Annotated in this window: 30 protein-coding genes and 2 tRNA genes; 11 read left to right on the forward strand and 21 right to left on the reverse strand. The window is 60.9% G+C overall.

All coding sequences use genetic code 11. The annotated features are described in order from the left end of the window. Positions 1–161 precede the first annotated feature (161 nt). From ABMA32_RS10055 to ABMA32_RS10070, 4 genes are all read right to left on the reverse strand, one after another. Positions 162–833 (reverse strand): protein-L-isoaspartate O-methyltransferase family protein, encoded by a 672-nt coding sequence (locus ABMA32_RS10055; RefSeq protein ID WP_349013635.1) that lies wholly within the window; start codon positions 831–833, stop codon positions 162–164. 419 nt (positions 834–1252) lie between these two features. After that, positions 1253–1504, reverse strand: coding sequence for a hypothetical protein (locus ABMA32_RS10060; protein WP_349013636.1), 252 nt, complete (start codon positions 1502–1504; stop codon positions 1253–1255). 45 nt (positions 1505–1549) lie between these two features. Next, positions 1550–1720, reverse strand: a complete 171-nt coding sequence (locus ABMA32_RS10065) for a hypothetical protein (protein WP_349013637.1) — start codon at positions 1718–1720, stop codon at positions 1550–1552. A gap of 347 nt (positions 1721–2067) precedes the next feature. Continuing rightward, a complete protein-coding gene (locus ABMA32_RS10070; protein WP_349013638.1) occupies positions 2068–2820 on the reverse strand; it encodes an outer membrane protein in 753 nt (250 codons plus the stop codon). A gap of 125 nt (positions 2821–2945) precedes the next feature. Between ABMA32_RS10070 and ABMA32_RS10075 the strand changes: the two genes are divergently transcribed. Then, a complete protein-coding gene (locus ABMA32_RS10075; RefSeq protein ID WP_349013639.1) occupies positions 2946–3263 on the forward strand; it encodes a hypothetical protein in 318 nt (105 codons plus the stop codon). Here ABMA32_RS10075 and ABMA32_RS10080 read toward each other — a convergent pair. Both ABMA32_RS10080 and ABMA32_RS10085 read right to left on the reverse strand, forming a co-directional pair. Beyond that, on the reverse strand, positions 3252–3944 hold the full coding sequence (locus tag ABMA32_RS10080) for an SOS response-associated peptidase (RefSeq protein ID WP_349013640.1): 693 nt from the start codon (positions 3942–3944) through the stop codon (positions 3252–3254). The two genes, ABMA32_RS10075 and ABMA32_RS10080, sit on opposite strands and share 12 nt — an antisense overlap. A gap of 314 nt (positions 3945–4258) precedes the next feature. Continuing rightward, a tRNA-Cys gene (locus ABMA32_RS10085) sits at positions 4259–4332 on the reverse strand. 291 nt (positions 4333–4623) lie between these two features. Here ABMA32_RS10085 and ABMA32_RS10090 point away from each other — a divergent pair. The 3 genes from ABMA32_RS10090 to ABMA32_RS10095 are packed head-to-tail and all read left to right on the forward strand — an operon-like array spanning position 4624 to position 6498. After that, the gene (locus tag ABMA32_RS10090) at positions 4624–5613 is read left to right on the forward strand and encodes a hypothetical protein (RefSeq protein WP_349013641.1); all 990 of its coding nucleotides are present in this window, start codon (positions 4624–4626) and stop codon (positions 5611–5613) included. 2 nt (positions 5614–5615) lie between these two features. Next, positions 5616–6071 carry a DUF4422 domain-containing protein gene (locus ABMA32_RS24305; protein WP_425475514.1) on the forward strand — a complete coding sequence of 152 codons (456 nt, stop codon included), beginning with the start codon at positions 5616–5618 and terminating at the stop codon, positions 6069–6071. Beyond that, positions 6001–6498, forward strand: a complete 498-nt coding sequence (locus ABMA32_RS10095; RefSeq protein ID WP_349014705.1) for a DUF4422 domain-containing protein — start codon at positions 6001–6003, stop codon at positions 6496–6498. Before ABMA32_RS24305 ends, ABMA32_RS10095 begins: the two co-directional genes overlap by 71 nt. A 7-nt stretch (positions 6499–6505) precedes the next feature. Here the strand turns inward: ABMA32_RS10095 and ABMA32_RS10100 are convergent, their stop codons facing one another. Genes ABMA32_RS10100 through ABMA32_RS10110 form a run of 3 tightly spaced genes read right to left on the reverse strand, consistent with a single transcriptional unit; the run spans position 6506 to position 8487 of the window. Continuing rightward, entirely contained in the window at positions 6506–7279 is a 774-nt protein-coding gene (locus ABMA32_RS10100) for an alpha/beta fold hydrolase (RefSeq protein WP_349014706.1), read from the reverse strand. Positions 7280–7316: 37 nt separating this feature from the next. Further along, entirely contained in the window at positions 7317–7838 is a 522-nt protein-coding gene (locus ABMA32_RS10105) for a DUF192 domain-containing protein (RefSeq protein WP_349013642.1), read from the reverse strand. 55 nt (positions 7839–7893) lie between these two features. Further along, positions 7894–8487 carry a cold-shock protein gene (locus ABMA32_RS10110; RefSeq protein WP_349013643.1) on the reverse strand — a complete coding sequence of 198 codons (594 nt, stop codon included), beginning with the start codon at positions 8485–8487 and terminating at the stop codon, positions 7894–7896. Positions 8488–8704: 217 nt separating this feature from the next. On the opposite strand from ABMA32_RS10110, the gene ABMA32_RS10115 reads away from it, so the two are divergent. Then, positions 8705–9145, forward strand: a complete 441-nt coding sequence (locus ABMA32_RS10115; protein ID WP_349013644.1) for a VOC family protein — start codon at positions 8705–8707, stop codon at positions 9143–9145. Positions 9146–9155: 10 nt separating this feature from the next. Here ABMA32_RS10115 and ABMA32_RS10120 read toward each other — a convergent pair whose 3' ends face one another. Together ABMA32_RS10120 and ilvA are read right to left on the reverse strand one after the other, a co-directional pair. After that, entirely contained in the window at positions 9156–9689 is a 534-nt protein-coding gene (locus ABMA32_RS10120) for a DUF1697 domain-containing protein (RefSeq protein WP_349013645.1), read from the reverse strand. Continuing rightward, a complete protein-coding gene (gene ilvA / locus ABMA32_RS10125) occupies positions 9686–10942 on the reverse strand; it encodes a threonine ammonia-lyase IlvA (protein WP_349013646.1) in 1257 nt (418 codons plus the stop codon). Before ilvA ends, ABMA32_RS10120 begins: the two co-directional genes overlap by 4 nt. A gap of 318 nt (positions 10943–11260) precedes the next feature. Between ilvA and ABMA32_RS10130 the strand changes: the two genes are divergently transcribed. The 3 genes from ABMA32_RS10130 to ABMA32_RS10140 all read left to right on the forward strand — a co-directional run bounded on the left by ABMA32_RS10130 (position 11261) and on the right by ABMA32_RS10140 (position 14096). After that, positions 11261–12283 carry an alpha/beta hydrolase gene (locus tag ABMA32_RS10130; protein WP_349013647.1) on the forward strand — a complete coding sequence of 341 codons (1023 nt, stop codon included), beginning with the start codon at positions 11261–11263 and terminating at the stop codon, positions 12281–12283. A gap of 139 nt (positions 12284–12422) precedes the next feature. Next, positions 12423–13559 carry an alpha/beta hydrolase gene (locus ABMA32_RS10135; RefSeq protein ID WP_349013648.1) on the forward strand — a complete coding sequence of 379 codons (1137 nt, stop codon included), beginning with the start codon at positions 12423–12425 and terminating at the stop codon, positions 13557–13559. An 18-nt stretch (positions 13560–13577) separates the two neighbouring features. Then, positions 13578–14096 (forward strand): hypothetical protein, encoded by a 519-nt coding sequence (locus tag ABMA32_RS10140; RefSeq protein ID WP_349013649.1) that lies wholly within the window; start codon positions 13578–13580, stop codon positions 14094–14096. Here ABMA32_RS10140 and ABMA32_RS10145 read toward each other — a convergent pair. The 10 genes from ABMA32_RS10145 to wrbA form a co-directional block, all read right to left on the reverse strand. Beyond that, positions 14086–15234 (reverse strand): hypothetical protein, encoded by a 1149-nt coding sequence (locus ABMA32_RS10145; protein ID WP_349013650.1) that lies wholly within the window; start codon positions 15232–15234, stop codon positions 14086–14088. The two genes, ABMA32_RS10140 and ABMA32_RS10145, sit on opposite strands and share 11 nt — an antisense overlap. A gap of 201 nt (positions 15235–15435) precedes the next feature. Further along, a complete protein-coding gene (locus ABMA32_RS10150) occupies positions 15436–15870 on the reverse strand; it encodes a L,D-transpeptidase (protein ID WP_349013651.1) in 435 nt (144 codons plus the stop codon). 1167 nt (positions 15871–17037) lie between these two features. Continuing rightward, positions 17038–17514, reverse strand: coding sequence for a fasciclin domain-containing protein (locus tag ABMA32_RS10155; protein WP_349014707.1), 477 nt, complete (start codon positions 17512–17514; stop codon positions 17038–17040). Between the two features lie 230 nt (positions 17515–17744). After that, complete coding sequence (locus tag ABMA32_RS10160; protein ID WP_349013652.1) at positions 17745–17939, reverse strand: hypothetical protein; 195 nt, start codon at positions 17937–17939, stop codon at positions 17745–17747. A gap of 171 nt (positions 17940–18110) precedes the next feature. Then, positions 18111–18845 (reverse strand): outer membrane protein, encoded by a 735-nt coding sequence (locus ABMA32_RS10165; RefSeq protein WP_349013653.1) that lies wholly within the window; start codon positions 18843–18845, stop codon positions 18111–18113. Between the two features lie 175 nt (positions 18846–19020). Then, positions 19021–19106 (reverse strand) — tRNA-Leu (locus ABMA32_RS10170). Between the two features lie 86 nt (positions 19107–19192). Then, positions 19193–19573, reverse strand: coding sequence for a hypothetical protein (locus tag ABMA32_RS10175; RefSeq protein WP_425475515.1), 381 nt, complete (start codon positions 19571–19573; stop codon positions 19193–19195). Positions 19574–19679: 106 nt separating this feature from the next. Then, the gene (locus ABMA32_RS10180) at positions 19680–19898 is read right to left on the reverse strand and encodes a hypothetical protein (protein WP_349013654.1); all 219 of its coding nucleotides are present in this window, start codon (positions 19896–19898) and stop codon (positions 19680–19682) included. Positions 19899–20037: 139 nt separating this feature from the next. Next, positions 20038–20997, reverse strand: coding sequence for an alpha/beta fold hydrolase (locus ABMA32_RS10185; RefSeq protein WP_349013655.1), 960 nt, complete (start codon positions 20995–20997; stop codon positions 20038–20040). Between the two features lie 111 nt (positions 20998–21108). After that, the gene (gene wrbA / locus ABMA32_RS10190; protein WP_349013656.1) at positions 21109–21708 is read right to left on the reverse strand and encodes an NAD(P)H:quinone oxidoreductase; all 600 of its coding nucleotides are present in this window, start codon (positions 21706–21708) and stop codon (positions 21109–21111) included. Positions 21709–21885: 177 nt separating this feature from the next. Between wrbA and ABMA32_RS10195 the strand changes: the two genes are divergently transcribed. From ABMA32_RS10195 to gpt, 3 genes are all read left to right on the forward strand, one after another. After that, positions 21886–22623, forward strand: coding sequence for a competence/damage-inducible protein A (locus ABMA32_RS10195; RefSeq protein ID WP_349013657.1), 738 nt, complete (start codon positions 21886–21888; stop codon positions 22621–22623). Between the two features lie 125 nt (positions 22624–22748). After that, positions 22749–23573, forward strand: coding sequence for a universal stress protein (locus tag ABMA32_RS10200; protein WP_349013658.1), 825 nt, complete (start codon positions 22749–22751; stop codon positions 23571–23573). A 107-nt stretch (positions 23574–23680) separates the two neighbouring features. Continuing rightward, entirely contained in the window at positions 23681–24178 is a 498-nt protein-coding gene (gene gpt, locus ABMA32_RS10205) for a xanthine phosphoribosyltransferase (protein ID WP_349013659.1), read from the forward strand. The last annotated feature ends 197 nt before the right edge of the window (positions 24179–24375 follow it).

A 24375-nucleotide genomic window follows, 5' to 3' on the forward strand; every position in this document is an offset into this window, starting at 1 on the left:
TGGAGCCGGCTGCCTGATTCGGTTGCCGTCCCAGATGCCGGTTACCCAGCCACTGTCTCAAACCCCTGTTTTCCGCCCGTTCCGAATGCAAGCGCCGGAACCGACAAAGCCTACCCAGCATAAAGCATCATGGCTGGGCGGATCGTGCAAGGGCCAAGCCTTCAGAATTCGAATGCCGGGACGCGTTCAAATCCCGGGAGTGGCTTAACTGCCGCATTGAAGGCGCGACGACCAGTCGCAATCCCCTCGGCCTTGGTGTAGATGCGCGCCGCGGCGGCCGCGCCACGGCCCTCCACCACGACCAGCCGCCCTTCATCGGCAAGCTGCTTCAGGAGCGCTTCCGGCAACTCGCCGACGCTTCCTTCCACGAGAATGAAGTTGTAGGGCGCACCGTCCTTATGGCCGGCGGTCAGCGGGCCGCGCACGATGGTGACATTGTCGCAGCCGAGGCCGGCCAATGTCGCCTGTGCCTTGTCGGCGAGCGCCGCATCGCCTTCGAGAGCAACGACAGAGCCCGCCATCCGCGAAAGCACGGCTGCCGAATAGCCGGTACCCGCCCCCACGATCAGCACCTTGTCCCCCACGCCGACCTCGCCCAGTTGAACGAGCTTGGCGAACGGCGCCGGCTCCATGAGGTAGCGGGCTTCGGAACCGCCCTCGCCGGACAGCAGGATGTCGTCGTCAATATAGGCAAGCGCCTTGCGGACATCTGGCACGAAAAGCTCGCGCGGCACGCTGAGCATGGCTCCCAGAAGGGAATGGCTGGTCACATCCGTTGTCCGCAACTGGCCATCGACCATCTTGACGCGGAGTTCGGTGAAATCGACGGTCATATTCGCGTTCCCGCGCGCCCGGCGCGCCCTGTTCGTTGGTCCTGCCCGCAGCCACCATAGCCGCCCGCCTCCTCCTGGGAAAGTGAAGACGCCTGCATCAACAGGGGACGCCGGACTCACTAACGGCCCGGCCGGGAGATGGCAAGGACGGGCGGGCTGACCCGCGTCATGCGGATGGCGGCTCAGGACGGAAAAACTCTGGTCCGCCTGCCGTTTATCCATACCCGCGCCAGATAGCCCTTGTCAGTGATCTTGAACGTTCGTCCATGGATCGATGGCGGACCTTCGACCGCGAGTCCCTTAACATCAGCGAATCCATGCTCTTCTGTCCGACACCAGCAGCTTTTGCCAAAGGTTCGAAACCGATCGCCACCCAACAGAATATCCGCAGCGCCTTTTTGTCGGGACCAGTTAGATCGCTAATTATCCTCATCGAATGTTGCCGGGTCCGACATCACCACCATGGCCTTTGGATCGGGGGCCTTGAAGCTCCACTCAGTATAGCACTCCATGGCGTCTTTGACCGACGCTATCGCGCCACCATGCGCGGCCAGATTGGTAACGTCGCGTTCGGTGAAGCCGGTATTGCGTTTGACGATCTTCTCGACTGGCTCAAGTTGCGTGCCGCAGCACCCAGAGCTTTCCCTTCCCGCTATCGCCTGCACAACCATAGGATGCCGAAGCTTCGGTATGCGGGCAAGGTGGCCAGCTAGGGATCAGCTACCCTTAGCCTTCAACTGGTTCGCGTGAAAGATTAAGGATGAGGTATTCAGGCCAAGTGTCCGCACTAACTCCATGGCCTGGGTCTCGGTGATACCGGTTTTCGCGGCAAGATCCTTCGCTGCCTGCAGCTTCATGCCATCGAGTGATAATCCGTCGCGGTGCATAGCGCACTCCCTGCTTGAGGCGGGAGCAAAGTGCACTCTCAGTCGGACGCGCCTTGGGCCAATTGCGCCGGATGGCGCCCACCCTATAGCATCGGCGCCAAGGCGCTAGTCACAAAGGGGACATGGGCAAATAAAAAGCCCGGCGCGATGGCCGGGCTTTCGGACAGGCTGAACGCTGGCTATTGGCCGCCCGGATCCAGAATGGTGTCGTCGCCGCTCGCTGTACCCAGAGCGGTAACCGCCTGCAGATTTACGCGGGATTTCCGCAATGCCGGCTTCGTGTAAGTACGTTTCGATATCGTTGTCATGCTTTCGGTCACTCCTAACTTACCTAGACCCGGCGATGGTCAGAACTTGAAGTTCGCGCCAATCTTCACAGTATGGGCGTACAAATCGGCAGAGTAGTTCCACGGATCGCCACCGCCGTCGAACCCGGTGACCGTTTCGCTGCCGAAGTCAAAGTAGGCGTATTCGAGCTTGAGGGTCCAGTTGTCGGTCACAGCATGCTCGATGCCACCGCCGATCTGGTAGCCCAGCCCTACTGTTTCAGAGCCCGACAAGGTGCCCGGGCCGGCGATCGTCGGTACGTCGGACAACGAGAACTCCCCGCCGTAGTAGACCCCTCCCGCCTTGGCGTAAAGCAAGGTGCGATCCATTGCGTATCCAACGCGCGCGCTGAGTCCGGCATAGAAACCGCCGTCAACAACTCCGTAGGTATCGTTGAAAACCCCGTCCTCCTGAAGGCCGCTGCCGTCCAGGTTAAGATAGCCAAGTTCGCCTTCGACACCGACGACAAGACTTCCAGTCTGCCAGTTGTAGCCCGCCTGAACACCTCCCAGGACGCCATCGGCATCAACGCCGAAGGTCTGGCCAGTCAAGTTCCAGCCGTCATCGTCTGTGAAGTCGGAATCGCCCCAGCCATAACCTATGTGGACGCCTGCGTATCCACCGGTCCAGGTGAAGCCGACAGGAGGTTCCTCCATCGGCATGCCCGGATCGGCTGCAAGAACAAAGCTGGAAGTCCCAACTAAGAGGGCGGCGGCAAGTATTTGAGCTTTCACTGATATTTCTCCCGTCCAGAACACTGATAGCGGGTTCATAACACGGTATGAGACCTCAGCCTGTGACCCAACGGCAACAGCGACCCAATTGACGACCGTGCGAATATCAGGAAGATATTCCTCGGGGAGTAACGACAACCTCGGGGCACTGAGGAGCGCGCGCCATGCCAGGCCGCAAGAAACTACGCAGGGAAATCTACCGAACCGACTTTGACGAGATCGAGTACCGCGCTCAACTGCTGGAAATCGCTATCTCAAAAGCCAGCATTGGCATGAACCACTACACTCCGCACGGCGAGGCGATGATGCAACTCCGCAAGGATCTGCGCAAAGCCATCAACGTGCTTGGTAACCGGCCCCCGGACTATCACCGCCACAACGGCCATATGTCGCCTGACGAAGGTGCTTGGCATATGGAGATCGAGCGCAAGGGACGAGAGTTGTTGCCCGTCGAAACCGATGAGGATGCTCTAGACGGTTAGCACTGGCTCGATCATCGAAGCATCATCGTTCGGCTTGTCGGCCCTGCCTGATGCATTCACCTTGCGACCCACGCGATGGAACTGCAGCCCACCGACGAGATTGTTCGACAAGAGAGGCTTCACGTCCGGCGCGGGCGTCGCCGGGTCCAGCCACGCGTCATAGGCCTGCGGTGCCAGGACAGCCGGCTGGCGGTCGTGGAGCGGTCTCATGGGCTCGGCCGCCGGTATGGTGATGATCGTGCAACTGGTCACGCCGAGCTTGTCGTTGTGCGCCCAGAGGCCGGCGAAGCTGAACGGCTGGTTGGCAGGCAGATGGATGAACCATGGGTCGCGCTTGTCGTCCTCCGCGTTCTTGGTCCATTCGTAAAACCCATCGGCCGGGATCAGGCAGCGCTTCGACCTCCACGCGTCCTTGAAAGCCCCGGACGTGTCCGCAGTTTCGATCCTGGCGTTGAACATCGCCGCCTTGGGCATTTCCTTCGCCCACCATGGCACGAGCCACCAGCGACCTTCCCTGACCTGCTGGGCACCATCCTCGTCTGCGGTGACGAAATAGACATCCTCTGTCGGCGCGATGTTGTAGCGGGCCTGGGTGTTGCGGCCCGTCTCGGTCACCGGCAACAGGCTATACATCCGATGGATGTCAGCCCAGGTGTGGAAGCGGGTGAAGCGACCGCACATTGCGAGCTAGCGGACAGATGGTCCGCGGCCCCTGTTGAGGCGCCAAAGGGCGAACAGTGCGACCAGGACGCATACGATCCCGATATACAGCCACTGCGTCTGTCCGGTCATGAAACTTCCGCCGATCAAGTTGGCGCCCTGCAGCGTCCAGATTGAACCGATTGCGAGCACGACAATGGCGACGATGGTGCCGAAGAGCTTCACAGGTTTGCCTCTGCGTGGATGGGCCGTTTAAAAAGGCAGGATGCCGCAGATGCGGTATGCGGGCAAGGATGGGGCCTACGCGTTGAGCTGACCCCATTGTGAAAAGTAGATGGAGGCCTCGCCCGGAATCGAACCGGGGTGCAAGGATTTGCAGTCCTCTGCGTAACCACTCCGCCACGAGGCCTCGCCGCTTCGGGCGCAGTTCCATTAGGTCGCGGCCGGATTTGCGTCAAGCGGGTGGACGGCATTCTGAGAAAAGTTCCTTCCCGGCGTCTGAAGAGCCGCTTCCAAACGGACATCGGGTTCGATGAAGCTGCAGAATCTCGCTGACACCGCCCCAGCGGTTCAGGTTGCTGTGGCGTGCGTTCCAAGCCATTGCAAGAACATGTAACTTGGATACAATTTTAACATTTACGAGATCGCCGCCATATTTTGCCCCGCCATTTAGATTGCAGGAAGAAGTTTAAGCCCGATAATGTTCAAGGAGCACAGGATTGTCTGCGTAACGCCGGCTGGTCGGCGGCGCTATATGCGTCTTCTTATTCCGCAAATCCTCGCGTCCGCTTTCGTCGATAGATACGACATATGGGTCAACACAACGAATGCTTCCGATATCCGTTTTCTTGAAGCCACGGCCAAGCTGGACAGCAGGATAAACCTCGTCGCTCAGCCAGACGGTGCCGTTGACGGCACCAAAAGCATTGGAGCTTTTCATCGGCTGTCGATGGACGAGGACACCGTCTACGTGCGCTTTGACGATGATGTGGTCTGGATCGAGCCCGGCTTCTTCGAGCGCTTCCTTGCCTTCAGGATCGCTCATCCTGAGTACCTGCTGACGATGCCACTCATCATCAACAACGCGATATGCACGGCACTGCTCGAGCGGACAGGCAGGATACGCACGAGTCGTCCGATCTCGATGTCCGCCTGGGATAAGATCGGATGGAAGGACGGAAGGTTCGCAAAGTCCCTCCATGAGCTTTTCCTCAAGCTTGCCGAAACTGGCGACTGGCACCGATTGAAAGGCGGGAACTATCCCATTTCCCTCGCCCGCTTCTCCATCAATTGCATATCGTGGTTCGGCCGTGACCTCGCGAAACATCCACAACTGATCGGCTGGAACGAAGAAGAGGACTGGACAACCACCAGCGCCATAGCCACCGGAAGGACCAATTGCATTACCGGTGACGCAATAGTCGCCCATTATGCGTTCTATCCCCAGCGATACGAGGTGGACGCTTCCAATTTGCTGGACCGATACGAGCTATTGCTCGCCGGGCAACAGGACACCGCAGAGATTCTCGCGAAACTCGACAACGCCTTTCCCGTTTCGAGCGACCCTGAGACGGAGGGCGGCTCCAAGGTCAGCGCACCCGGTTTGCTTGATCGGCTCCAAATCTGGTCGCGTCCATGGCGAGGCAGGGAGGCGATTGTTTCGCTGCCGCAGCCACAGCAAGAACTTTAGTCATGAGTTCCGCCGAAGTGAGTCAGCGCGCGACGATCTACATCGCGTATCATAAACAGGCGCCAATCTATGCCGGCAAGCCCCTCGTACCGATCCACGTCGGCCGGGCACTCGCCAGTTCAAATCTCCCTGACATGATCGGAGACGACACCGGCGACAACATTTCGGCCCGCAACCCCTGCTACTGCGAACTTACGGCGCACTATTGGGCCTGGAAGAACGACCATGATTCATCCTTCATCGGACTGATGCATTACAGGCGTTTCCTGGAAGCGGTCCCTGCCCTTGCGGCGCAACCCGAACGCTTCGCTCCCTATCTGAACGCAGACGCTTTCGCTGGACTGGGAACGAACCTTCGAGACCCTTCAACCGAATGGCTTTTCCGTCATCCTGCCGGCGCCTCGGCAGCTCAAAGAGACGGTCCAGGACCATTACGGAAAATATCATCCGATTGTTGACATGGACTACCTGCGGAACACCATCGCCGCCCGTCGACCGGATTTTCTGAACGACTTTGACCGGACGCTGGCAGCGCGCGAACTGCTGCTGGGCAACATATTTGTCATGTCTCGCCCTGTGTTTGAGCACTACAGCGAGTTCCTCTTCGATCTGACGCAGGCACTTTATGAAAATCCCCCGGCCGATTTCAAAGATCGCACGGCATATGATGCCAGATATATCGGCTTTCTGGGCGAGCGCTTGCTGACCGCATATGTGCCATACGCTCTCAAGAAATTCTCTCATCTGAGGGTTCAGCACCGGACGATGCTTCTGGTCGATCGGGACACGTTAAGGTCTGCAGGCCCTCTTCGGCAAATGAGATTTGTCGCGAAAGGCCACCTGTCGATCCGGGATATGATCCGCCTGTTCCGGGAAAAGGCCTGACCCAACGTCAGGACCCAGCGATCGGATGTTCCCCCAGAAACGCCACGACCCGCTGCTTGAAGCTTCGGTCGCCGGTTGCCAGCATGTGGTCGCGGCCCTCGATGTCGAAGCTCTCGGCGTTCGGCATCAGGCTGGAGAGTTCGCCCGCCGATCCCGCGATGTCGTCTTTCGTCCCCACCGCGATCAGCGTCGGTTGCGCGATGCGAGCGACGTCGGCCTCGCTGAGTTCGATTCGCGAGGTAGTGATGCAGGCGGCCAGCGCGCGCCTGTCGCTTTTCGTCTGGTCCGCGAATGTCCGGAACGCCTTGCCGCGCGGATGCATAATCGTTGAGACATCGTCGGCCAGCAGCGCCGATGCGATCGGATCCCAGTCACCGACGCCATCAACCAGACCGCTGCCGAGGCCGCCAAAAACCAGCGTTGCGACCTGTTGCGGTTCGGCCAGCGCCAGGAACGCGGCGATGCGCGCGCCCATCGAGTAGCCGATCACGTGAGCCCGCGCGACGCCGAGATGGTCGAGCAGGGCTGACGCATCGCCCGCCATCTTCTGCGGCGTATAATCGGCCGCCACGTAGCTCTTGCTTGATACGCCGTGGCCGCGATTGTCGAGCGCGATTGTCCGGTAGCCCGCGTCGTTCAGGGTCTTGACCCAACCCGTCGAGACCCAGTTCACGACATAGGAAGAAGCGAAGCCATGAATCAGCAGCACAGGTTCGGCTTCGGCCGAAGGCTGCTGGTCGATGAAAGCCAGGTCGAACCCGTCATGTGCGAAGACTTGCATCGAACCGGCGACGGCTTTCAGGATCGAGACCATGCCCTCACCCCGGATTGGCTGCCCCGGGAGCCTCGTTGACGGCCGGATGGCGCAGGAAATCGCCGTCGGCGATGCCGGACTTCTCCGCTGTTCCCCGCTTCAGTTCCAGCACGAACCGCGCCGGGTCGGCAGGCGCGATCAACGCCTCGGAGAACGGCTCGCCCGGCAGGATGTCGATGACGCGCCCGTCCTGTCCAACGAAGATGAGATCCAGCGGCATCGGCGTGTTCTTCATCCAGAAGCCCACTGGTTTTGTTTCGGGAAAGACAAACAGCATTCCGTGGTCGTCATCCATCGTCTCGCGAAACATCAGCCCGCGCGAGCGTTCGTTCTGGTCGTCGGCGATCTCGATGGTGAAGGATTTTTCGCCCGACGCGGTTTCGATGACCAGCGACACCGGATCGACCGGGAGGTGCATCGCCTGGTCGGCCGATGTCGGCTGCATGCCGTAGTAAAAGACGTAGAAGCCCGCCACCGCGAGGATGACAACGACCCCTGCCGCAGCCAGCAGAATTTTGCGCATCATTGAATGGCTCCCGGTGTGGTCCGGCCAGCGTGGTTGCGACTTCAGTGCGAGGACTTCAGTGCGAGACCGGCAGCGTACCGATATCCGGGTGAATTTCGGCAGCCATAAGGCCTTTGTCGCCGCGCCCGAAGCGCACGAGCACGACCTGCCCGGGACGCAGTTCGGTGAGACCGTAACGCCTCAGCGTCTCCATGTGCACGAAGATGTCTTCCGTGCCTTCGCCGCGCGTCAGGAATCCAAAACCCTTGGTCCGGTTGAACCACTTCACCAGCGCCCGCTCGAGTCCGCTTTCCGGCGTCACCACGACATGCGTACGCTGCTCCTGCATCTCCGCCGGATGCACCGCCGTCGAATTGTCCATGGAGAGGACACGAAACGCCTGCAGGCCGCGATCGCCGTTCTTGACGAGACAGACCACACGCGACCCTTCGAGCGCTGTCTGGAAGCCGTCGCGCCTCAGGCAGGTCACATGGATGAGCACGTCGCCCAGCCGCCCGCCATCAGGCAACACGAAGCCGTAGCCCTTGGCGACGTCAAACCACTTGATGGCCCCCGAAACTTCGATGACGCCAGCATCGTCGGCTTCATTGCCGACAAAGGCTTCCCCGCTGGCATCCTCATGCCTCGTGATAGAGGCTTTTTCCCCCATCAGAACGCCCCCTGTGGTGGACTGTTACTGCTGATTCTTGATGCAAGAATAACACCGTGCGGAAGCTTGTGTGCAAGGGCTGCCGCAAGGTTTTTTCGCTGTGTCCCAAGATTTGGCCGGACGAAGGTAAATCGAATGTCGCGGCGACACGATCGATTGCCGAGGTGCCGATGCCGCCCTATGTTCCCCAACCTGCCGAAACTGTTGAGGAAAAATCATGCGCTATCTGCACACCATGGTCCGCGTCCGCGATATCGACGAGGCGCTCGACTTCTACGTCAAGAAGTTCGGGCTGAAAGAGGTTCGCCGGCTTGAGAACGAAGGCGGCCGCTTCACGCTGATCTTTCTGGCCGCGCCGGAAGACGAGCAGACCGGCATCAACACCAAGGCGCCGCTCCTCGAACTCACCTACAACTGGGATCCGGAGGATTATCAGGGCGGTCGCAACTTTGGCCACCTCGCCTACGAGGTCGACAACATCTACGACACCTGCCAGCGCCTGATGGAGGCCGGCATCACCATCAACCGTCCGCCGCGCGACGGCAACATGGCCTTCATCAGGTCGCCCGACGGCATCTCCATCGAACTGCTGCAGAAGGGCCCGGCGCTGGAGAAGGCCGAGCCCTGGGTCTCGATGGCCAACACCGGAAGCTGGTGACGCCAGCGCCTCACCCGATCGCGTCGGCGAGCTTCGCCAGCGCGATCACGGTGTTCCAGTTGCGCGCCGTGTTGGGCACGCCGATGCCCTTGTCGAACTTCTCCGCAAGCTTCGAGGTGCCGAAGCCGTCGGGCGTGTAGAGGTAGGCCACCTTGTCCACGACCTCAATCGCCTCCCTGCCCTTCGCAAAGGCGCGCAGCGTCTCCAGTCTTTCCGGCTGGGGCGTTTCGGCCAACACGGCGGCGTGCAGGAATTTCGGTGTCTCGACCGCCTTCGGGAATGGGTTCGTCGCGATCAGCTCCGCCCAAGCCTCGCGCGACAGCACGTGGATGTCCTTCTCGAACCCGAACTGGTTCTTCGTGATCCTGGCGACATCAGCCATCACGCTTGCAGCGCCCTTGCGCGATGACAGCACGGCGTTGCCGCTGTTGATGTAGGTGGAGACTTGCCTGAACCCGGCTTCGGTCAGCGCTTCACGCAGCGGCTTCACCGGCAGTTGCGTCGCTCCCCCGACCCCGCGAAACAGGACGACATAGACAGTCATATCACCAGCCCGGCGATCGTCTCGTTGTCGGTGATGTCCTGGTAGGCCCACCCGGCCTCGTGGAAGCGCCTCGCCAGTACGTCGAAATTCTTCCTGTCCTTCGTCTCGATGCCAATCAGCACCGAGCCAAAATTGCGCGCCGACTTCTTAAGGTACTCGAAACGCGCGATGTCGTCGTCCGGTCCGAGCAGGTCGAGGAAGTCACGCAACGCTCCAGGGCGCTGCGGAAAGCGGAAGACGAAATACTTCTTCAGTCCCTCGAAACGCAACGCGCGCTCCTTCACGTCAGGCAGTCGCTCGAAATCGAAATTGCCGCCCGATACGACGCAGACGATCGTCCTGCCGCGAATGTCCTTCCTTGGAAAATCCTTGAGCACGTCGATGGCCAGCGCACCTGCCGGCTCCAGCACCACGCCCTCGATGTTCAGCATTTCGATCATGGTCGCGCACAGTCGGTTTTCAGGAATCCGATGGACAGCTTCCGACGGAAAATCCTTGAGGTGCCGGAACGGCTCGCGACCGATTTCCGCAACCGCCGCGCCGTCGACGAAATTGTCGACCGCGTCGAGCTTCACGCGCCGCCCAGACGCAAGGCTTGTCGCAAGGCTCGCGGCACCGGCCGGCTCCGCAAAGACGAAACGCGCGTCACGCCTGATGTCATGAAAATATTGCGTGATGCCGGCCGACAGCCCGCCGCCGCCGACAGGCAGCACCATCATGTCCGCCGATCGTCCGGCCGCCATCTGTTCGGCGATCTCCCAGCCGACCGTCGCCTGCCCTTCGATGATGTCCTTGTGGTCGAATGGCGGCACCATATGCGCGCCGCTCGTCTCGGCAAATTCCAGCGAGGCACGATAACAGTCGTCGAAGAAGTCACCGAACAATCTGATCTCGACGAAGGCGCCGCCGAAGAGCTTCGTCTTGTCGATCTTCTGCTGTGGTGTCGTCACCGGCATGAAGACAACGCCCTTCTTGCCGAAATGCCGGCAGACGAAGGCGAAGCCTTGCGCATGGTTGCCGGCCGAGGCGCAGACGAAGAGGTCGGCGTCGTTGCCGGCCGCAATCGCCTTACGGAAGAAGTTGAAGGCGCCGCGAATCTTGTACGAGCGTACCGGAGTCAGATCCTCGCGCTTCAGCAGTACGCGCGCGCCGTATTTCTTCGACAAATAGTCGTTTTCCTGCAGCGGCGTTGCCGGGAACAGCGCGCGCAGCGCATCTCCGGCCGTCGATACGCGTTCAGCGAAACTGGTCATCGTCTGTGATCCACCATTGGTTTGACGCCTGTCTGGATCGGCAATCATCTGGATCGGCTGCGATCCGCGCTATGGCACATCAGGGCGAGCGAAACCACAGGCTTGATGAGCGGCCGGCCGTGCACCGCTTTTGGCTTTCGCGCAACACCGTGCAACTCCCTCGCACGGCGTTGACGCTTTTGTCACCCTTGCGCCTTGCTATTGCCTACTTTCAGGGGTCGGGAGGGTCGAGCAAAAAGAGCCGAACGGCCAAAGGGTTAACGCGTGCTGAAATCGAAGTTTCTGATCGTTGCTCTGGCGCTTCTGAGCGCCGGATGCATGACAAACAACCAGGCCACCGATCTTATCGGCACCGGATCCGTTCAGGTGCCCGTGACGGAGATCGCCGGCAACCACTCGATTTTCGTCGCCACCACGCGGCAGGCGTCGTCCGATGCCAAGGTCTTCTCCAACTCGCGCTCACCCAAGCTCAACTTCGCGCGCGTCAACGTGACCGTACCGAAGTACCACAAGACTGGCCAGATTGAACGGAACAAGCCCGGCAAGCCGGCCGACCCCACGCAGTTCTTCACTGCCACGGAGGTCGTCGCCTACGACGCGCAGCCGCAGTTCTCGAACGCGCTCAGCGCAGATATCGCCGCGCGCGGCGGCCGGGTTATGATCTTCATCCACGGCTACAACACCTCGTTCGACAGTGCCGTCTATCGCGCCACCCAGATCGCGCACGATTCAGGCTACCCCGGCACGCCGGTGCTGTTCTCCTGGGCTTCCGGCGGTAGCACGAAGGACTATGTCTACGACCGCGAGAGCGCCAGCGTCGCGCGCGACCAGCTCGAGGTGACGCTGCGCGTGCTTGCCCAGTCCGGCGCGCGCCGCATCGACATCGTCGCCCATTCCATGGGCACCTGGGTCACCATGGAGGCTCTGCGCCAGCTCGCGATCACCGGCGACAGGGACCTGAGCGGCAAGCTCGGCGACGTCGTGCTCGCCTCGCCGGACATCGACGTCGACGTCTTCCGCAGCCAGATGCGTCGCTACGGCAAGCCGGACCGGCCGTTCTTCCTGATGCTGTCAGAGGACGACCGCGCCTTGCGCCTGTCCGGCATCCTCGCCGGCAACAAGCGCGTCGGCGACTACAAGAACGCTGCCGACCTCGCCGAACTCGGCGTGGTCGTCGTCGATCTCTCGAAGGAAAAGAGCGGCGACAGCCTGAACCACACAAAGTTCGCCGACAATCCGAATCTCGTCAGGATGCTCGGCCAGCGCCTGCGCGAGGACGACGGCTATGCTACCGACCGTCAGGTCACCGACCGCATCAACATGCTCAATCAGGGCTCTTAGCCAAACCGGACGGGCAAGGGCTGAAAGTCGCATCCCACCCGTAACTTACCCCGATCCTCATAGTTTGGGCTGGACCCCGGCTTGTTCTGGCACTATCCGTGCGTTCAAAGGCCGGCGCTGTCCGGTGCGGAGCGTCGCCGTGCGTTTGAGACTGCTTGTCATACTCATGCTTTCCATGGCGGCGTCCGGCTGCATAAGCGAACGCAGGCACGAGCTGATTGCGGCCAACCCTGCCGCCCCCCCGCCCGCAGGCGTCATGGCGAAACACGACATCTTCGTCGCGACGACACGCAAGAAGGACGCGGATGCCAGTGTCGTGTTTGGCCGGGACCGCTCCGAGGATCTGGCCTTCGGTCGCGTCGGGGTCACCGTTCCGAAGAACCACCAGATCGGCAAGATCGAGCGCGCCAAGGACGGGATGCCGGGTGATCCCGCGAAGGATTTCACAGCCGTCGACCTGACGATCTACGAGTCCGGCAAGCAGTTCGTCACCGCCGTCGCCAACAAGGGCGAGCGCGTGCTCGTCTTCGTGCACGGCTACAACACCGGCTTCGACGACGGCGTCTATCGCCTCACCCAGATCGCGCAGGATACCAAATACCCCGGCACCCCGGTCCTGTTCTCCTGGGCCTCCGGCGCCAAGACCCGCGACTATGTCTACGACAAGGACAGCAGCACGGCCGCCCGCGACGACCTGGAAGCGACACTGGTCATGCTGTCCCGCTCGCCGCGCATCAAGAGCATCGACATCATCGCGCACTCGATGGGCAACTGGCTGGCCATGGAAACGCTGCGCCAGCTCGCCATCGCCGGCAACCGCGACCTCAGCGGCAAGCTCGGCTATGTCGTCCTCGCCTCGCCCGACATCGACGTCGACATCTTCAAGAAGCAGATGCGCCGCTACGGCAAGCCCGACAGACCCTTTGCGGTTCTTCTGTCCAGCGACGACAAGGCGCTCCGCCTCTCCAGCTTCATCGGCGGCAACCAGGCGCGCGTCGGCGACGATGCCAATGCAGACGAACTGGCCGCGCTGGGCGTGACTGTGGTTGATTTGAGCTCCATTCAGTCAGGCGATAAACTCAACCATGCCAAGTTTGCCGACAATCCGGTGCTGGTGCAGTTGCTCGGCGATCGGCTTCGCATGCCGGAAAGCCTCGTGCCGACGCCGCAGCAGGCCAACGAGCGCGTGAACGACATCGCTGGCGGTCTTGGCCAGGCCGCGAGCATCATCGTCACGACGCCGCTCAGGATCATCACGCTCGGCGCGGTCCAGTGATCCGGTCGGCGCAGCCGCATGAGTGAGGTCGAGCCTCCGCTGCGACCTCCGATCTACGCGCAGCCGATCGGCGGCGAAGACTGCTTTGTCGAGGCGGCAATCATGCTGGATGAACTCGCCGGCCTGCTGAGCATCGGCCTCGACATTGATCGGTCCTGGATCGTCGGAAACTGGAATGTCCTCGTGGCTTCGGTCGGCGAGCGCGCTGATGGCCAGCCGCTATTGGTGGATTTTCTGGTATCCAGCAACGGAATCGAGCACGATGCCGCGCTCAATCTTTCCGTCCACCCGTCCGGCTGGATCGATGCGCGCGTGTCGGTTGGGTCCGACTCGCGACACTTCTTCATCGAGCGTATCTACGAAGAGTTCGACATCTGGCCACCGGGCTCGCCCTGTGACGCCACGGACTCGGGCCGTATGGGCAAGCGCTGTGGCTGGGTTCAGCTACAAGCGCAACATTGGCCGGACCTGACATTCCTGGCCGCAGGCAGCTTCATCACGATCCACCCGGCTTCAGACCTTCCGCTCAGAACCTGATGCGCGCCCCGCCAAGCACCGCATCTCCATCCTCGAAATCCTCCGTGGTCGTATCGTACTGGTATCGACGGTAGGTGAGGTAGAGATCCGTGTTGTACTGCTTGATGGTCTGCACGGCTGCGACGCCGAAAGATTGGCTGGCAGAGTCCAGCGCTGCAATGTCCTCGCCGTAGTAGTAGTCTGCCACTAGAGCCGTCGGGCCGAGTTCCACATAGTCGCGCAGCAATCCCAGCTTGCCATATGCATAGCGCCCGACCTTGGCTCCGTTATCTTGCGAACCCACAGCAAAGGTCAGGTTGATGCCCGACGGTTGGTGCAGGATGGATGCCGACCCATCGACGATCTCGACGTCGTTCTCCTGCCACGCATAGGCGATGGCGCCCGAAACTTTGAAGTCGTCGAACGTGTTGTTGTACCTGAGCGCAACGTCTGCAAGCGCCGTGTCGTTGTCGCCGAGCGCGTTTTCGCCGTAGGAGGCGCTGGCAACGAACCCCGCCATTTTCGGGGTATCGTAGCGTATGCGGACATTGCGCCCCAGCCCGTCATAATTATTGAAGGCCGAGTTTACCGAAGGACCGAACGCACCGGTCGCGGCATTGCGGAACAGCTGTCCGCCGGCGGTACCCTGGATTTTGGAGTACGCAATGACCGTCGTCCCCGAAAGATCGACTTCGGCCGAATAGTCAGACGCCATATAGCCCTGGCCGAGCCAGAGCTTGCCGTAGGACTCGTTCTCCAGAGTGACCTCTATCCTGCGGAAGTAGGTATTTTCCCACCCCCAGTCCGGTGACGGCGACCGGACGTTGATGTTGTTGGTTGAGTATGCGGGGTACTCTACTTCCACCACCGCCTCGAGGCCCCAACCTCCAAAATCCCGACCATAGCTTGCGGCTACGCGGGAAATCGAATTGTTGTTGTCGATCGGCGCATAGGCTTCGGTCTGGAAGCCGTCGTCATACACCAGGACGCCCGTGGCTATTTGACCGTATATTTTGAAGGCGGCGCCGTTCGGCAGCTTGTATTCCAGCTTCGGGAAATCTTCGCCAAAGGCTGCTGTGGTTGGAAAAGCCAAGACAGCGAGGGCAATCGGGACGACCACACGGCAAATGGCGCCCGTGGCAAAATCGTTGGCAGTCATTGGCGTGTCCCTGACAACCCCCCTGCGAACCGGGGACCGTGAATGACACCCTCCGGCTCGGTGAGGTCAAGGACTACATTCCCGACATGACCGATTGCTGACAGCAAGCCGCAAATCAGCTTGCCCACAGAATCCGATCGAGCGTTTCAGGCGCGCGATGCATGTCGGTCAACGGATCGGCAGCGCGCGCCTTCACCCTCGTCAGTAACGTACGTTGATACGCGTGTTCTTCAGCCCTTCGGCCTGAGCAAGCGCAAAGAGCTTCGCCGCATTTGCTGGGGCGAGACGCACGCAGCCAGAGGACGCCGGACGACCGAGGCGCTTGGTTTCATACGTCCCGTGCACCGCATAGTTGCCGTTGTAGAAGATGGAGTACGGCATGGGCGCGTTGTTGTAGCGGCTCGACCGGTGATTGCGCGACAACCACTTGGCCGACCAGCTTCCGGTTGGCGTGATCTTGCCGCGCCGGGCCGTGGAAACCGGCCAGTGGGCGATCACGCGGCCGCGGTGGATGACCGTCATCGTCTGGGTGGAAAGCGAGACGTTCGCCGTCAGCGTCGCCGCAAATGCGCCGCCGCCGAACGGCGCGAACACAACCCCGGCGAGTATTGCGAGGACCAAGGAGAGATTTTTCATGACGTCGTGCTGCCTGTTGCCTGTTGTGAGCCAATAAGGCCCGCAAAACGTTGCAACTTTATTGATGGCTTTCCTCAAGGGCAACACAACCTTAAAGCTACAGGTTACCCACGCTCGCCCTGGTATCGTCACACAACCGCTAATGGGAACGGGCCTGGCGCGCGAAAACGGACGCTATCGGCTCGATCTTAGCCGCTCGCCAGTTGCGACGAGCTCTGCGCCGTCACCGACTGCAGCAACACTAGCGACTTCCTGAGCGCCGGCTTCTCGTAAGATTTGCGCTTCGCTACTTTCAGCATGTCTGCACCCTTGCTTGGCCTTCAACTCTGATCGACGCTTTCGTTCCGCCGGTCCATCACGGCGTATCGTTGGATGTACCCAGCGCCGTCACCGACTGCAGCAGCACCAGCGACTTCCTGAGTACAGGTTTTTCGTACGACTTTCGTTTTGCAATTACCTGCATAACTACCCCCACTGAAATCAAGGCTTTCCACCAGCGCAAAAGCCCGGCGCGAAGGCCGGGCTCGAAAAAATCATGCTGCCTGCGAGCTGCTCTGCGCCGTCACCGACTGCAGTAGAACCAGCGACTTCCTGACAACTGGCTTCTCATAAGACTTCCGCACTACGACCTTCATACTACATCACCCCTTCCCCGCAAATTTCATGAATAGAAACGCTTTGACTCTAACCCGCAAGACGTCAGGTTATATTCTGCGAGCTGCTCTGCGCGGTCACCGACTGGAGCAGGACCAGCGACTTCTTCACAACCGGCTTCTCGTACGACTTACGTTCTTTCTGCATGATATTCTCTCTTCCGTTGAAATGCCCAAAAGTCGGGACAGAATCCCCTCGTCTAACCCTTGGGCCATTTTCTGCTTAGCATCCTGCAGGCCACGTCGCTGTTACCCAACGGCAACACACACATGGATTCACCGCCAAGCCTAGAAGATACAATCGTGGGAAGAATGCGGTTGCTTTTCCGACCGAGTGGAAATCTCGCGGATGGTCACGCGCTGTCTTTCAGTCGCACTCCCCCGTCACTGGGCTCAGTCCCGCGCCCACCGGTCGTGGACAAGATGCCCTCAGCCCCCCTCGGAAAGCCGACGCGCCGCATTCGGGGATGGAATGGGCAGCGCGTCGACTATCGCCGGCTTCCCGGCCCGACCCTTACATGGGAGGCATAAGCACCTTGTCGATGACATGGATGACGCCGTTGTCCGCAGCCACATCGGCCGTGACGACCTTGGCATCGTTGACCATCGCTCCGTTGTCCAGGTCGATGGTCACCTCGGCGCCTTCAACGGTCGCAGCCTTCATCCCGTCCTTGAGATCGCCGGACATGACCTTGCCAGCCACGACATGGTAGGTCAGGATTTCAACCAGCTTGTCCTTGTTCTCGGGTTTCAGAAGATCGTCCACTGTGCCTGCGGGAAGGGCCGCGAACGCTTCATCGGTCGGAGCGAAAACGGTAAACGGACCGGCGCCCTTCAGCGTTTCGACAAGACCGGCAGCCTTCACGGCGGCCACCAGCGTGTTGAAGCTTCCATTCGACATTGCCGTGTCGACAATGTCGGCGGCATAGGCATTCGTTCCGAACAGCGACGCGCTCAGCGCCGCTGCGGCCAGCAGCTTTTTCATTTTCAGGTTCCTCGCCTTTTGCCCATGATGGGCTGTTAGCTTCATTGCCCATGATGGGCGTTGGCATCCTGATTACGCGTACCGCGGGCAGGTGGATCACCGCCGCGTCAAAAACCGGGTCGACGCACCTCTCCGAAGTGTGCTGCGATTTCTCAAGGTCGGTCGTTGGGGCGGTAGCCGATTCGATTTTGCGTATGTCTTGTCCCGCACCAGAGACAACTTCGAGAGGACATGCTCTAGGGGCGCGACGGGCGACCCCGGTTCAGCCGCCACAGCGCAAAAAGCGCGACGACGACGCAAGCCAATCCGATGTACAGCCATTGCGATTGTCCGGTCATGAAGCTGCCGCCGATGACATTGGCGCCCTGCAGCGTCCAGAGCACGCCAACAGCAAGCACGACGATGGCAATCACGTTACCCCAAAGCTTCATGGCTATCCTCCTGGCGGCGCTGCATGACTGTGGCGCTAAGCCCGGAGGATGCAGCATCCGCGGCACGCAGCGTGTAGAAGCCCGGCGTAATCGCCGGGCTCTGGTCCGATGTTGGGTGGCGATCAGAACTTGTAGGCTGCGCCGGGGCTTTGAAAGCTTCAGGCTATACGACTAAAAGCCGTAGTTTATGCCGAAACGTACAGTCGAGATGTCCAGATCGTAATTGGTGCCGCCCGCAAAGCCGACGCCATAGACTTCGTCGCCGCCATCGAAGTAGCGGTATTCGCCCTTTAGCGTCCAGTGCTCGTCCAGCGCGTATTCCACACCGCCGCCGAGAACCCAGCCGTCATGCCAATTTTCGGCACTGGCGCTGAACCCAGCCGGGAAGCTGCTGTTCACATTGCGCTCGCCATGCACCCAACCCCAGCCAACTGTGGCAAACGGCATCCAGCGGTCCATCACGAAGCCAACACGGCCCATGATCGTCGCCATCTGGTCGATGTCGATATCGACATGCGACTGTTGAGTTCCCCCAAAAGTGAACAATCCATTCCCGCTGTCATTGAGGCTGGCATAGGAATAGTCGCCCTCGACACCCAGCATGAATCCGTTGTCGAACACGTAGTTCCAGCCGGCCTGAACGCCGACAAAGCCGCCTTCCGGATCAAGGCTGATAGCACAGCCATAAGACCCACTGGGACCGCAAGCCGACGCCGGCGGGTTGACATAGTTTGCAGGAGCATCGGCCCAGCCCCAGCCGCCATGTGCACCGATGTAGAAGCCGTCGAAATATTTCACGGCGACCACCGGCTCCACCGGAACGTAATCCACCACTGCATCTGCAGCGAAAGATGTCCCCGAGGTCACCCCAATCGAGAAGACGGATGCGATCAAGAGTCTTTTCACGAGCGCTACTCCCCCAACTGTTACTCAACGCAATGCTAATATCACATTTTTGATATTGACAAACGCATTAAGATCAGAATCGAATCACATAGCTGATTTCTGTGATATTTCTGCATCAGAGGCGCATAGCGGGGGGAAAGACTCGTGCAGCCCTTGCGGTCAAACGATTTCAATCTGGTGCGGACGGCGGGAATCGAACCCGCATAGCCAGTGGCTGAGGGATTTTAAGTCCCTTGCGTCTACCAGTTCCGCCACGTCCGCGCGGCTTTGGCTTGCAACGTGTCGGGCTCGTTCGTCAACAGCGGAAACCACGACGGCAGTATTTCCGCTCGGCGATAACGCCGGCCCTATTTGATCTTCTGCTGCGCGACCGGCCTTTCTTTCAGGTTTTTCGGCAAGGGCTGGCTGGAGCATTTCAGGTGCATTTCGCGAGCCATCTTTACGCGCTGCTTCTCCTGGTGCTCCTTGCCCGCTGCGACAAGCGCGAGGCCGTATGGCCCGATCAAAGCACCCGCTGCCCAGCTAACCTTCTGCTCTTTGTAGTTCGCAGCCGTCGCCCGAATGTCCTGGCACTCTGGCGACATCCATTTCGGATCCTGCTGCGAGAGTGTGGCGGCATAGTCCGTGGGAGTTGACGTGCACCCGGCCGCAATCGCGACGACCATCACGAATGGGACGCAGAATTTCGCGGCCCTTGTTTCGTTCCTGTTCAAGTGAGCGTTCGACATGCGTCCCTTCCTCGGCGTCATCGTGTCGCTTGGAGGAAGAACTATCGCAGCAATTCGTTAAAGACGCGCAAGCGCGCCCAGGCCGGACAACGGAATGGGCGGCGCCTCAGGCGGCCTTCGTCGCGACGAGCCTCAGCCGGCCGAGAGCGAGCGCTTCACGCAACCGAATGGAACATTGCTCGTTGGCGGAGGCGGCAAGCTCAAGCGCCTCGGCCTCCTCAAGGCCAATCAGCGTTACTCCCCCAAACTGCGCGGGCAGATCGTCGAACGTATCGAAAACCGCCCACGTACAGGTCGGTTCCTGCACGGCGACATATCTATCCATGGACGCTACAAGCTCCCCAGCATGGCGCGAACGGAGAAAGTCTAGCGTCAAGCGCTGCCCTTGGCCATACACTCGTTGGTGTTTCCAGAGAGACGTTGCAGCCGCGCAACTGCCTCCTGGGCGCGCGCCATATCGCTGTTCAGGCGAAGGCTTTTTCCGCCGTGCGTTTAACCATATCAGCCACCTCGTCCTTCGCCATGAACTGCAGCATGTGGCCCTGCCCATCCAGCAGCTCGAAGTCGAGGCCCGCGATCTTCTCGCGCATGGGCAGCCCGTGCCTCTTTTGGTCTAGGACACGGTCGCCCGAGCCGAACATCATCGCAGCCGGTATGGTGATCTCGCCATAGCGTTTCTCGATCGCGCCGAGGTCCTGCTCGATGGCGACGATGTCACTCGACGTCGCGAAGAAATGGCTCGGCCGCAGGCCCAGCATGCCGCCGCCAGCGACGATATAGTCCTCCGGCCACTTCTGAGGCCCGAACACGAAGTCGAGCGTCTGCGGCGCGTATTTAAGCGATGCCGGCACCGCCGTCGTGTTGGCGATCAGCCAGCGTTTCAGCGTCGACTTGATGTAGAGCGCCTTGAACTCCGCCCGGATTGCATCTTCCATGTGGGTCAGCGGCGCGAGCGTCACGACCCCGGAGATCGCCTCGGGATGGTTCAGCGCGACGGTCAGCGCCACAGCCCCGCCAAGCGAGTGCCCCACCAGCAGCGGCCTTTCCAGCCCCAGCGCCCTGATGAAGTCCACAACGACCTTGGCCTGCTCGGGAAGCCGCGCACTGGCGCCCGCCGCGCGTACCGAGTAGCCAGATCCCGGCCGGTCCAGCGCAATCAGCCGGTAGCCGGGCAAGGTCGGAAACGTCGGATGGCGGAAATGATGCAGTTGTCCACCCAGCCCATGCACGAAGACGATCGGCCGCCCCTCGCCGGCCTCGACGTAGTGAATGCGGTTGCCGCCGATGTCGATGAATTTTCCGGCTGGTGGAACCGTCCGTTCGGCCCGCTCCGCGATGCGACGCGTCGCCAGCGCAAAATAGCCGATGACGAGAAAGGCGATCAGAAAGAGCGCGCTGAAAACCCAGCCTGTGATCGAAGCCATGCAGTCCCCGTTTGTGGTCGGGACAGACTAACCATGCCGGAACCGACGACAAGCACATAAGAAAAAGGCGGCCCGAAACCGAGCCGCCTTCGATCGTCCTGTTCGGGAAAATCACCCGTGCAGCTTGGCCGCGATCTCGGCAACGCGCTTGCCCTGGAATTTCGCACCTTCCAGTTCCTGTGCGGATGGCTGGCGCGAGCCGTCGGTGTCCGAGGTCGTCGTCATGCCATAGGGAGCCCCGCCGCGGACGACATCGTTGCCCGACTGTCCCTGATACGCGTAGGAGAGCGGAACGATCAGCATGCCGTGATGCTGCATGAACACCTGCGCGTTGATGAGCGCCAGTTCCGCGCCGCCATGCTGCGTCGCGGTCGAGGCCATCACGGAGCCAACCTTGTTGAGCAACGCGCCCTTCGCCCAGAGCGGTCCCGTCTGGTCGAGGAAGTTCTTCATCTGCGCCGCCATCGAGCCGTAGCGGGTCGAGACGCCGAGAATGATGCCGTCGTAGTCGGCGAGTTCCAGCGGCTGCGCGATCGGCGCTTCCTGATCGAGCTTGTAGTAGGCTGCCTTGGCAGCTTCTTCGGATACCAGTTCCGGCACGCGCTTGATCGTCACGTCAGCGCCGCCTTCCCTCGCACCTTCAGCCGCCGCCTTCGCCATCTGCTCCATGTGGCCCCAGCTGGAATAGTAGAGGACCAGAATCTTCGCCATTATCGTTCTCCTGAGTGGAATCCCTTGGGCGCTTGCTGCGCCGCACACCCCAAACAACTAGCGCTCCGATCGTTCAATGGAAGCTTCCTAATCGCGGACAGATTGTTCACAGAACGGACGACGTTGCGGTGCGCGGGACAGCGCGCTAAGTGACGTCAGTCTCTCCGAGGTCACAGCATGTCCGACATCGTCACCGCCGCCATGATCGTCATCGGCGACGAGATTCTCTCCGGCCGCACCAAGGACCGAAACATCGGCCATCTCGCCGACATCATGACCGCCATCGGCGTCGACGTGAAGGAAGTGCGCGTCGTCCCCGACGAGGAGGACGAGATCGTCGCCGCCATCAACGCATTGCGGGTCCGCTACGATTATGTCTTCACCACCGGCGGAATCGGCCCGACGCATGACGACATCACCGCCGACTCGGTCGCGAAAGCCTTCGGCGTTCCCTGCGAATACGACGCGAAGGCCGTGACTTTGCTCGGCGAGAGCTACGCCAAGCGTGGCATCGAGTTCAACGAAGCCCGCAAGCGCATGGCGCGCATGCCGGTCGGCGCGGAGCACATCGACAATCCGGTGTCGATCGCGCCCGGTTTTCGTATCGGCAATGTCCATGTCATGGCCGGCGTCCCCTCCATCTTCCAGGCGATGCTCGACAATGTCGTGCCGACGCTCCGCACGGGTACGAAGCTGCTTTCGGCAACGGTCCCTTGCCCGCACGGCGAAGGCATTATCGGCGGACCGCTGGCCGAGATCCAGACGGCCCATCCCGACACGATCATCGGCTCCTATCCGAAGTATCTCGACGGCGGCTTCCACACCGAGTTAGTCATCCGCGCCCGCACGAAGGAAGCACTCGACGCAGCGCGGCAGGCCGTCGAAGCCATGGTCGCCTCGCTGCCGGCGAAATAGGCGCTGGCGAAACGACTGGAACGCCGTTCGTCGCCAAATCGTTTTTCGCATACGCGGCTGTGCACCTTGCCTGTGACAGCAAAGTGGATGCATCCTTGCACCGCGCCTGACCTTCGGAGGAAGCCATGCCGTTCAAGACCATTCTTGCCATCATCCAGAGCGAGGAGGACGCGCAGCGCGTGAGCGACTGCGCCGGCGCGCTGGCTGCCCGCTTCGAAAGCTATCTCATCGGCCTGCATGCCGAGGCGCTTCCGGTTCCCTACACCTCCACCATTGGCTTCCCCGACGCCGAGTTCATCCAGGCCACCACTGAGATCAACGATGAACGGTCAAAGAAGATCGAGGCCGTGTTCCGCGAGCGCACCGCCAGCGCTGGCGTCGCCGCCGAATGGCGCAGCCTCGAGAGCTTTTCGGGCGACAGCGCCCATTCCGGCATCGCCAGCGCGCGCAGTTGCGATCTCGTAGTCGCCTCGCAGGGCGGCGAGGACGGCGCCTCGCCGGATGTCGACGCGCTGCTCTTCGATGCCGGCCGCCCGGTTCTGGTCACGCCGCGCGAAGCGCCGCCGCTTGCCGCCTTCAGGCGCGTCGTCGTCGCGTGGAACGGCAGCCGCGAAGCATCGCGTGCGACCTTCGACGCGCTGCCTTTCCTCATCGAGGCGGAAGGCGTCGAAGTGCTGCTGGTCGATCCGCCCGAAGGCCCGGCCGGCGAGGAACCCGGAGTCGACATCGCCGCCGCGCTGGAGCGACACGGCGTGGCCGTCACCGTTCACAATGCCGCGTCTGGCGGGCTCGCGGCCGATGACGTGATCCGCAACCGTCTCGCGGAAACGGGAGCCGATCTGCTCGTGCTGGGCGCCTACAGCCATTCGTGGCTGAAGCAGCTCCTTTTCGGTGGCGTCACCCGCACTGTCCTGCAATCCGTGCCCGTCACCGCGTTTCTGTCGCGCTGACGCAAGTTTAGCTGCGGACAATCGGCCCGGTCCCCCAAGGCGGGCTTGCCAGAAACCCGGCTTCCCGGCTAATTCCGGCTGCATTCCAACGCGTGGAGTGCAATCGCATGTCGCTTCCTGAAAAGGCCTTTCCCGTTTCGTGGGACCAGTTTCACCGCGATGCGCGCGCGCTCGCCTGGCGGCTTTCAGGCGTCAACGGCCAATGGAAGGCGATCGTCTGCATAACGCGCGGCGGGCTGGTGCCTGCCGCGATCATCTCGCGCGAACTCGGAATCCGCTTGATCGAGACGGTCTGCGTCGCCTCCTACCACGACTACACCTCGCAGGGCGAACTGGCGGTCCTCAAGGAGATCACGCCTTCGCTTCTGGAAAACGAAGGCACGGGCGTTCTCATCGTTGATGACTTGACCGACACCGGCAAGACCGCCGGCATCGTGCGCGCCATGCTGCCCAAGGCCCATTTCGCTACTGTCTATGCCAAGCCAAAGGGACGACCGCTGGTGGACACCTTCGTTACCGAAGTCAGCCAAGACACCTGGATCTATTTCCCCTGGGACCTCGGCTTTACCTACCAGAAGCCGATCGCAGACGATCACGCCGGCTGAGGTCGACGCTGGCGGTTACAGTCCGCCGGTCACCACGTCACATTCCAGCGTCCGAATCATGTTCTGATTGCCTCCAGACTGGAGCGAGGCTGGATTCCGCCTCTCTCCAGCGGATTTTTCGCTTCTATTTTCGGGAATTAGCCCTAAAAATAGTAAGGCGGCAAATGAATCGGAGAGAGTTGGGCCTCGGCCCTCGA

It is taken from the genome of Mesorhizobium quangtriensis, from assembly GCF_040081925.1.
GTDB classification, from domain to species: Bacteria; Pseudomonadota; Alphaproteobacteria; order Rhizobiales; family Rhizobiaceae; genus Mesorhizobium_K; species Mesorhizobium_K quangtriensis.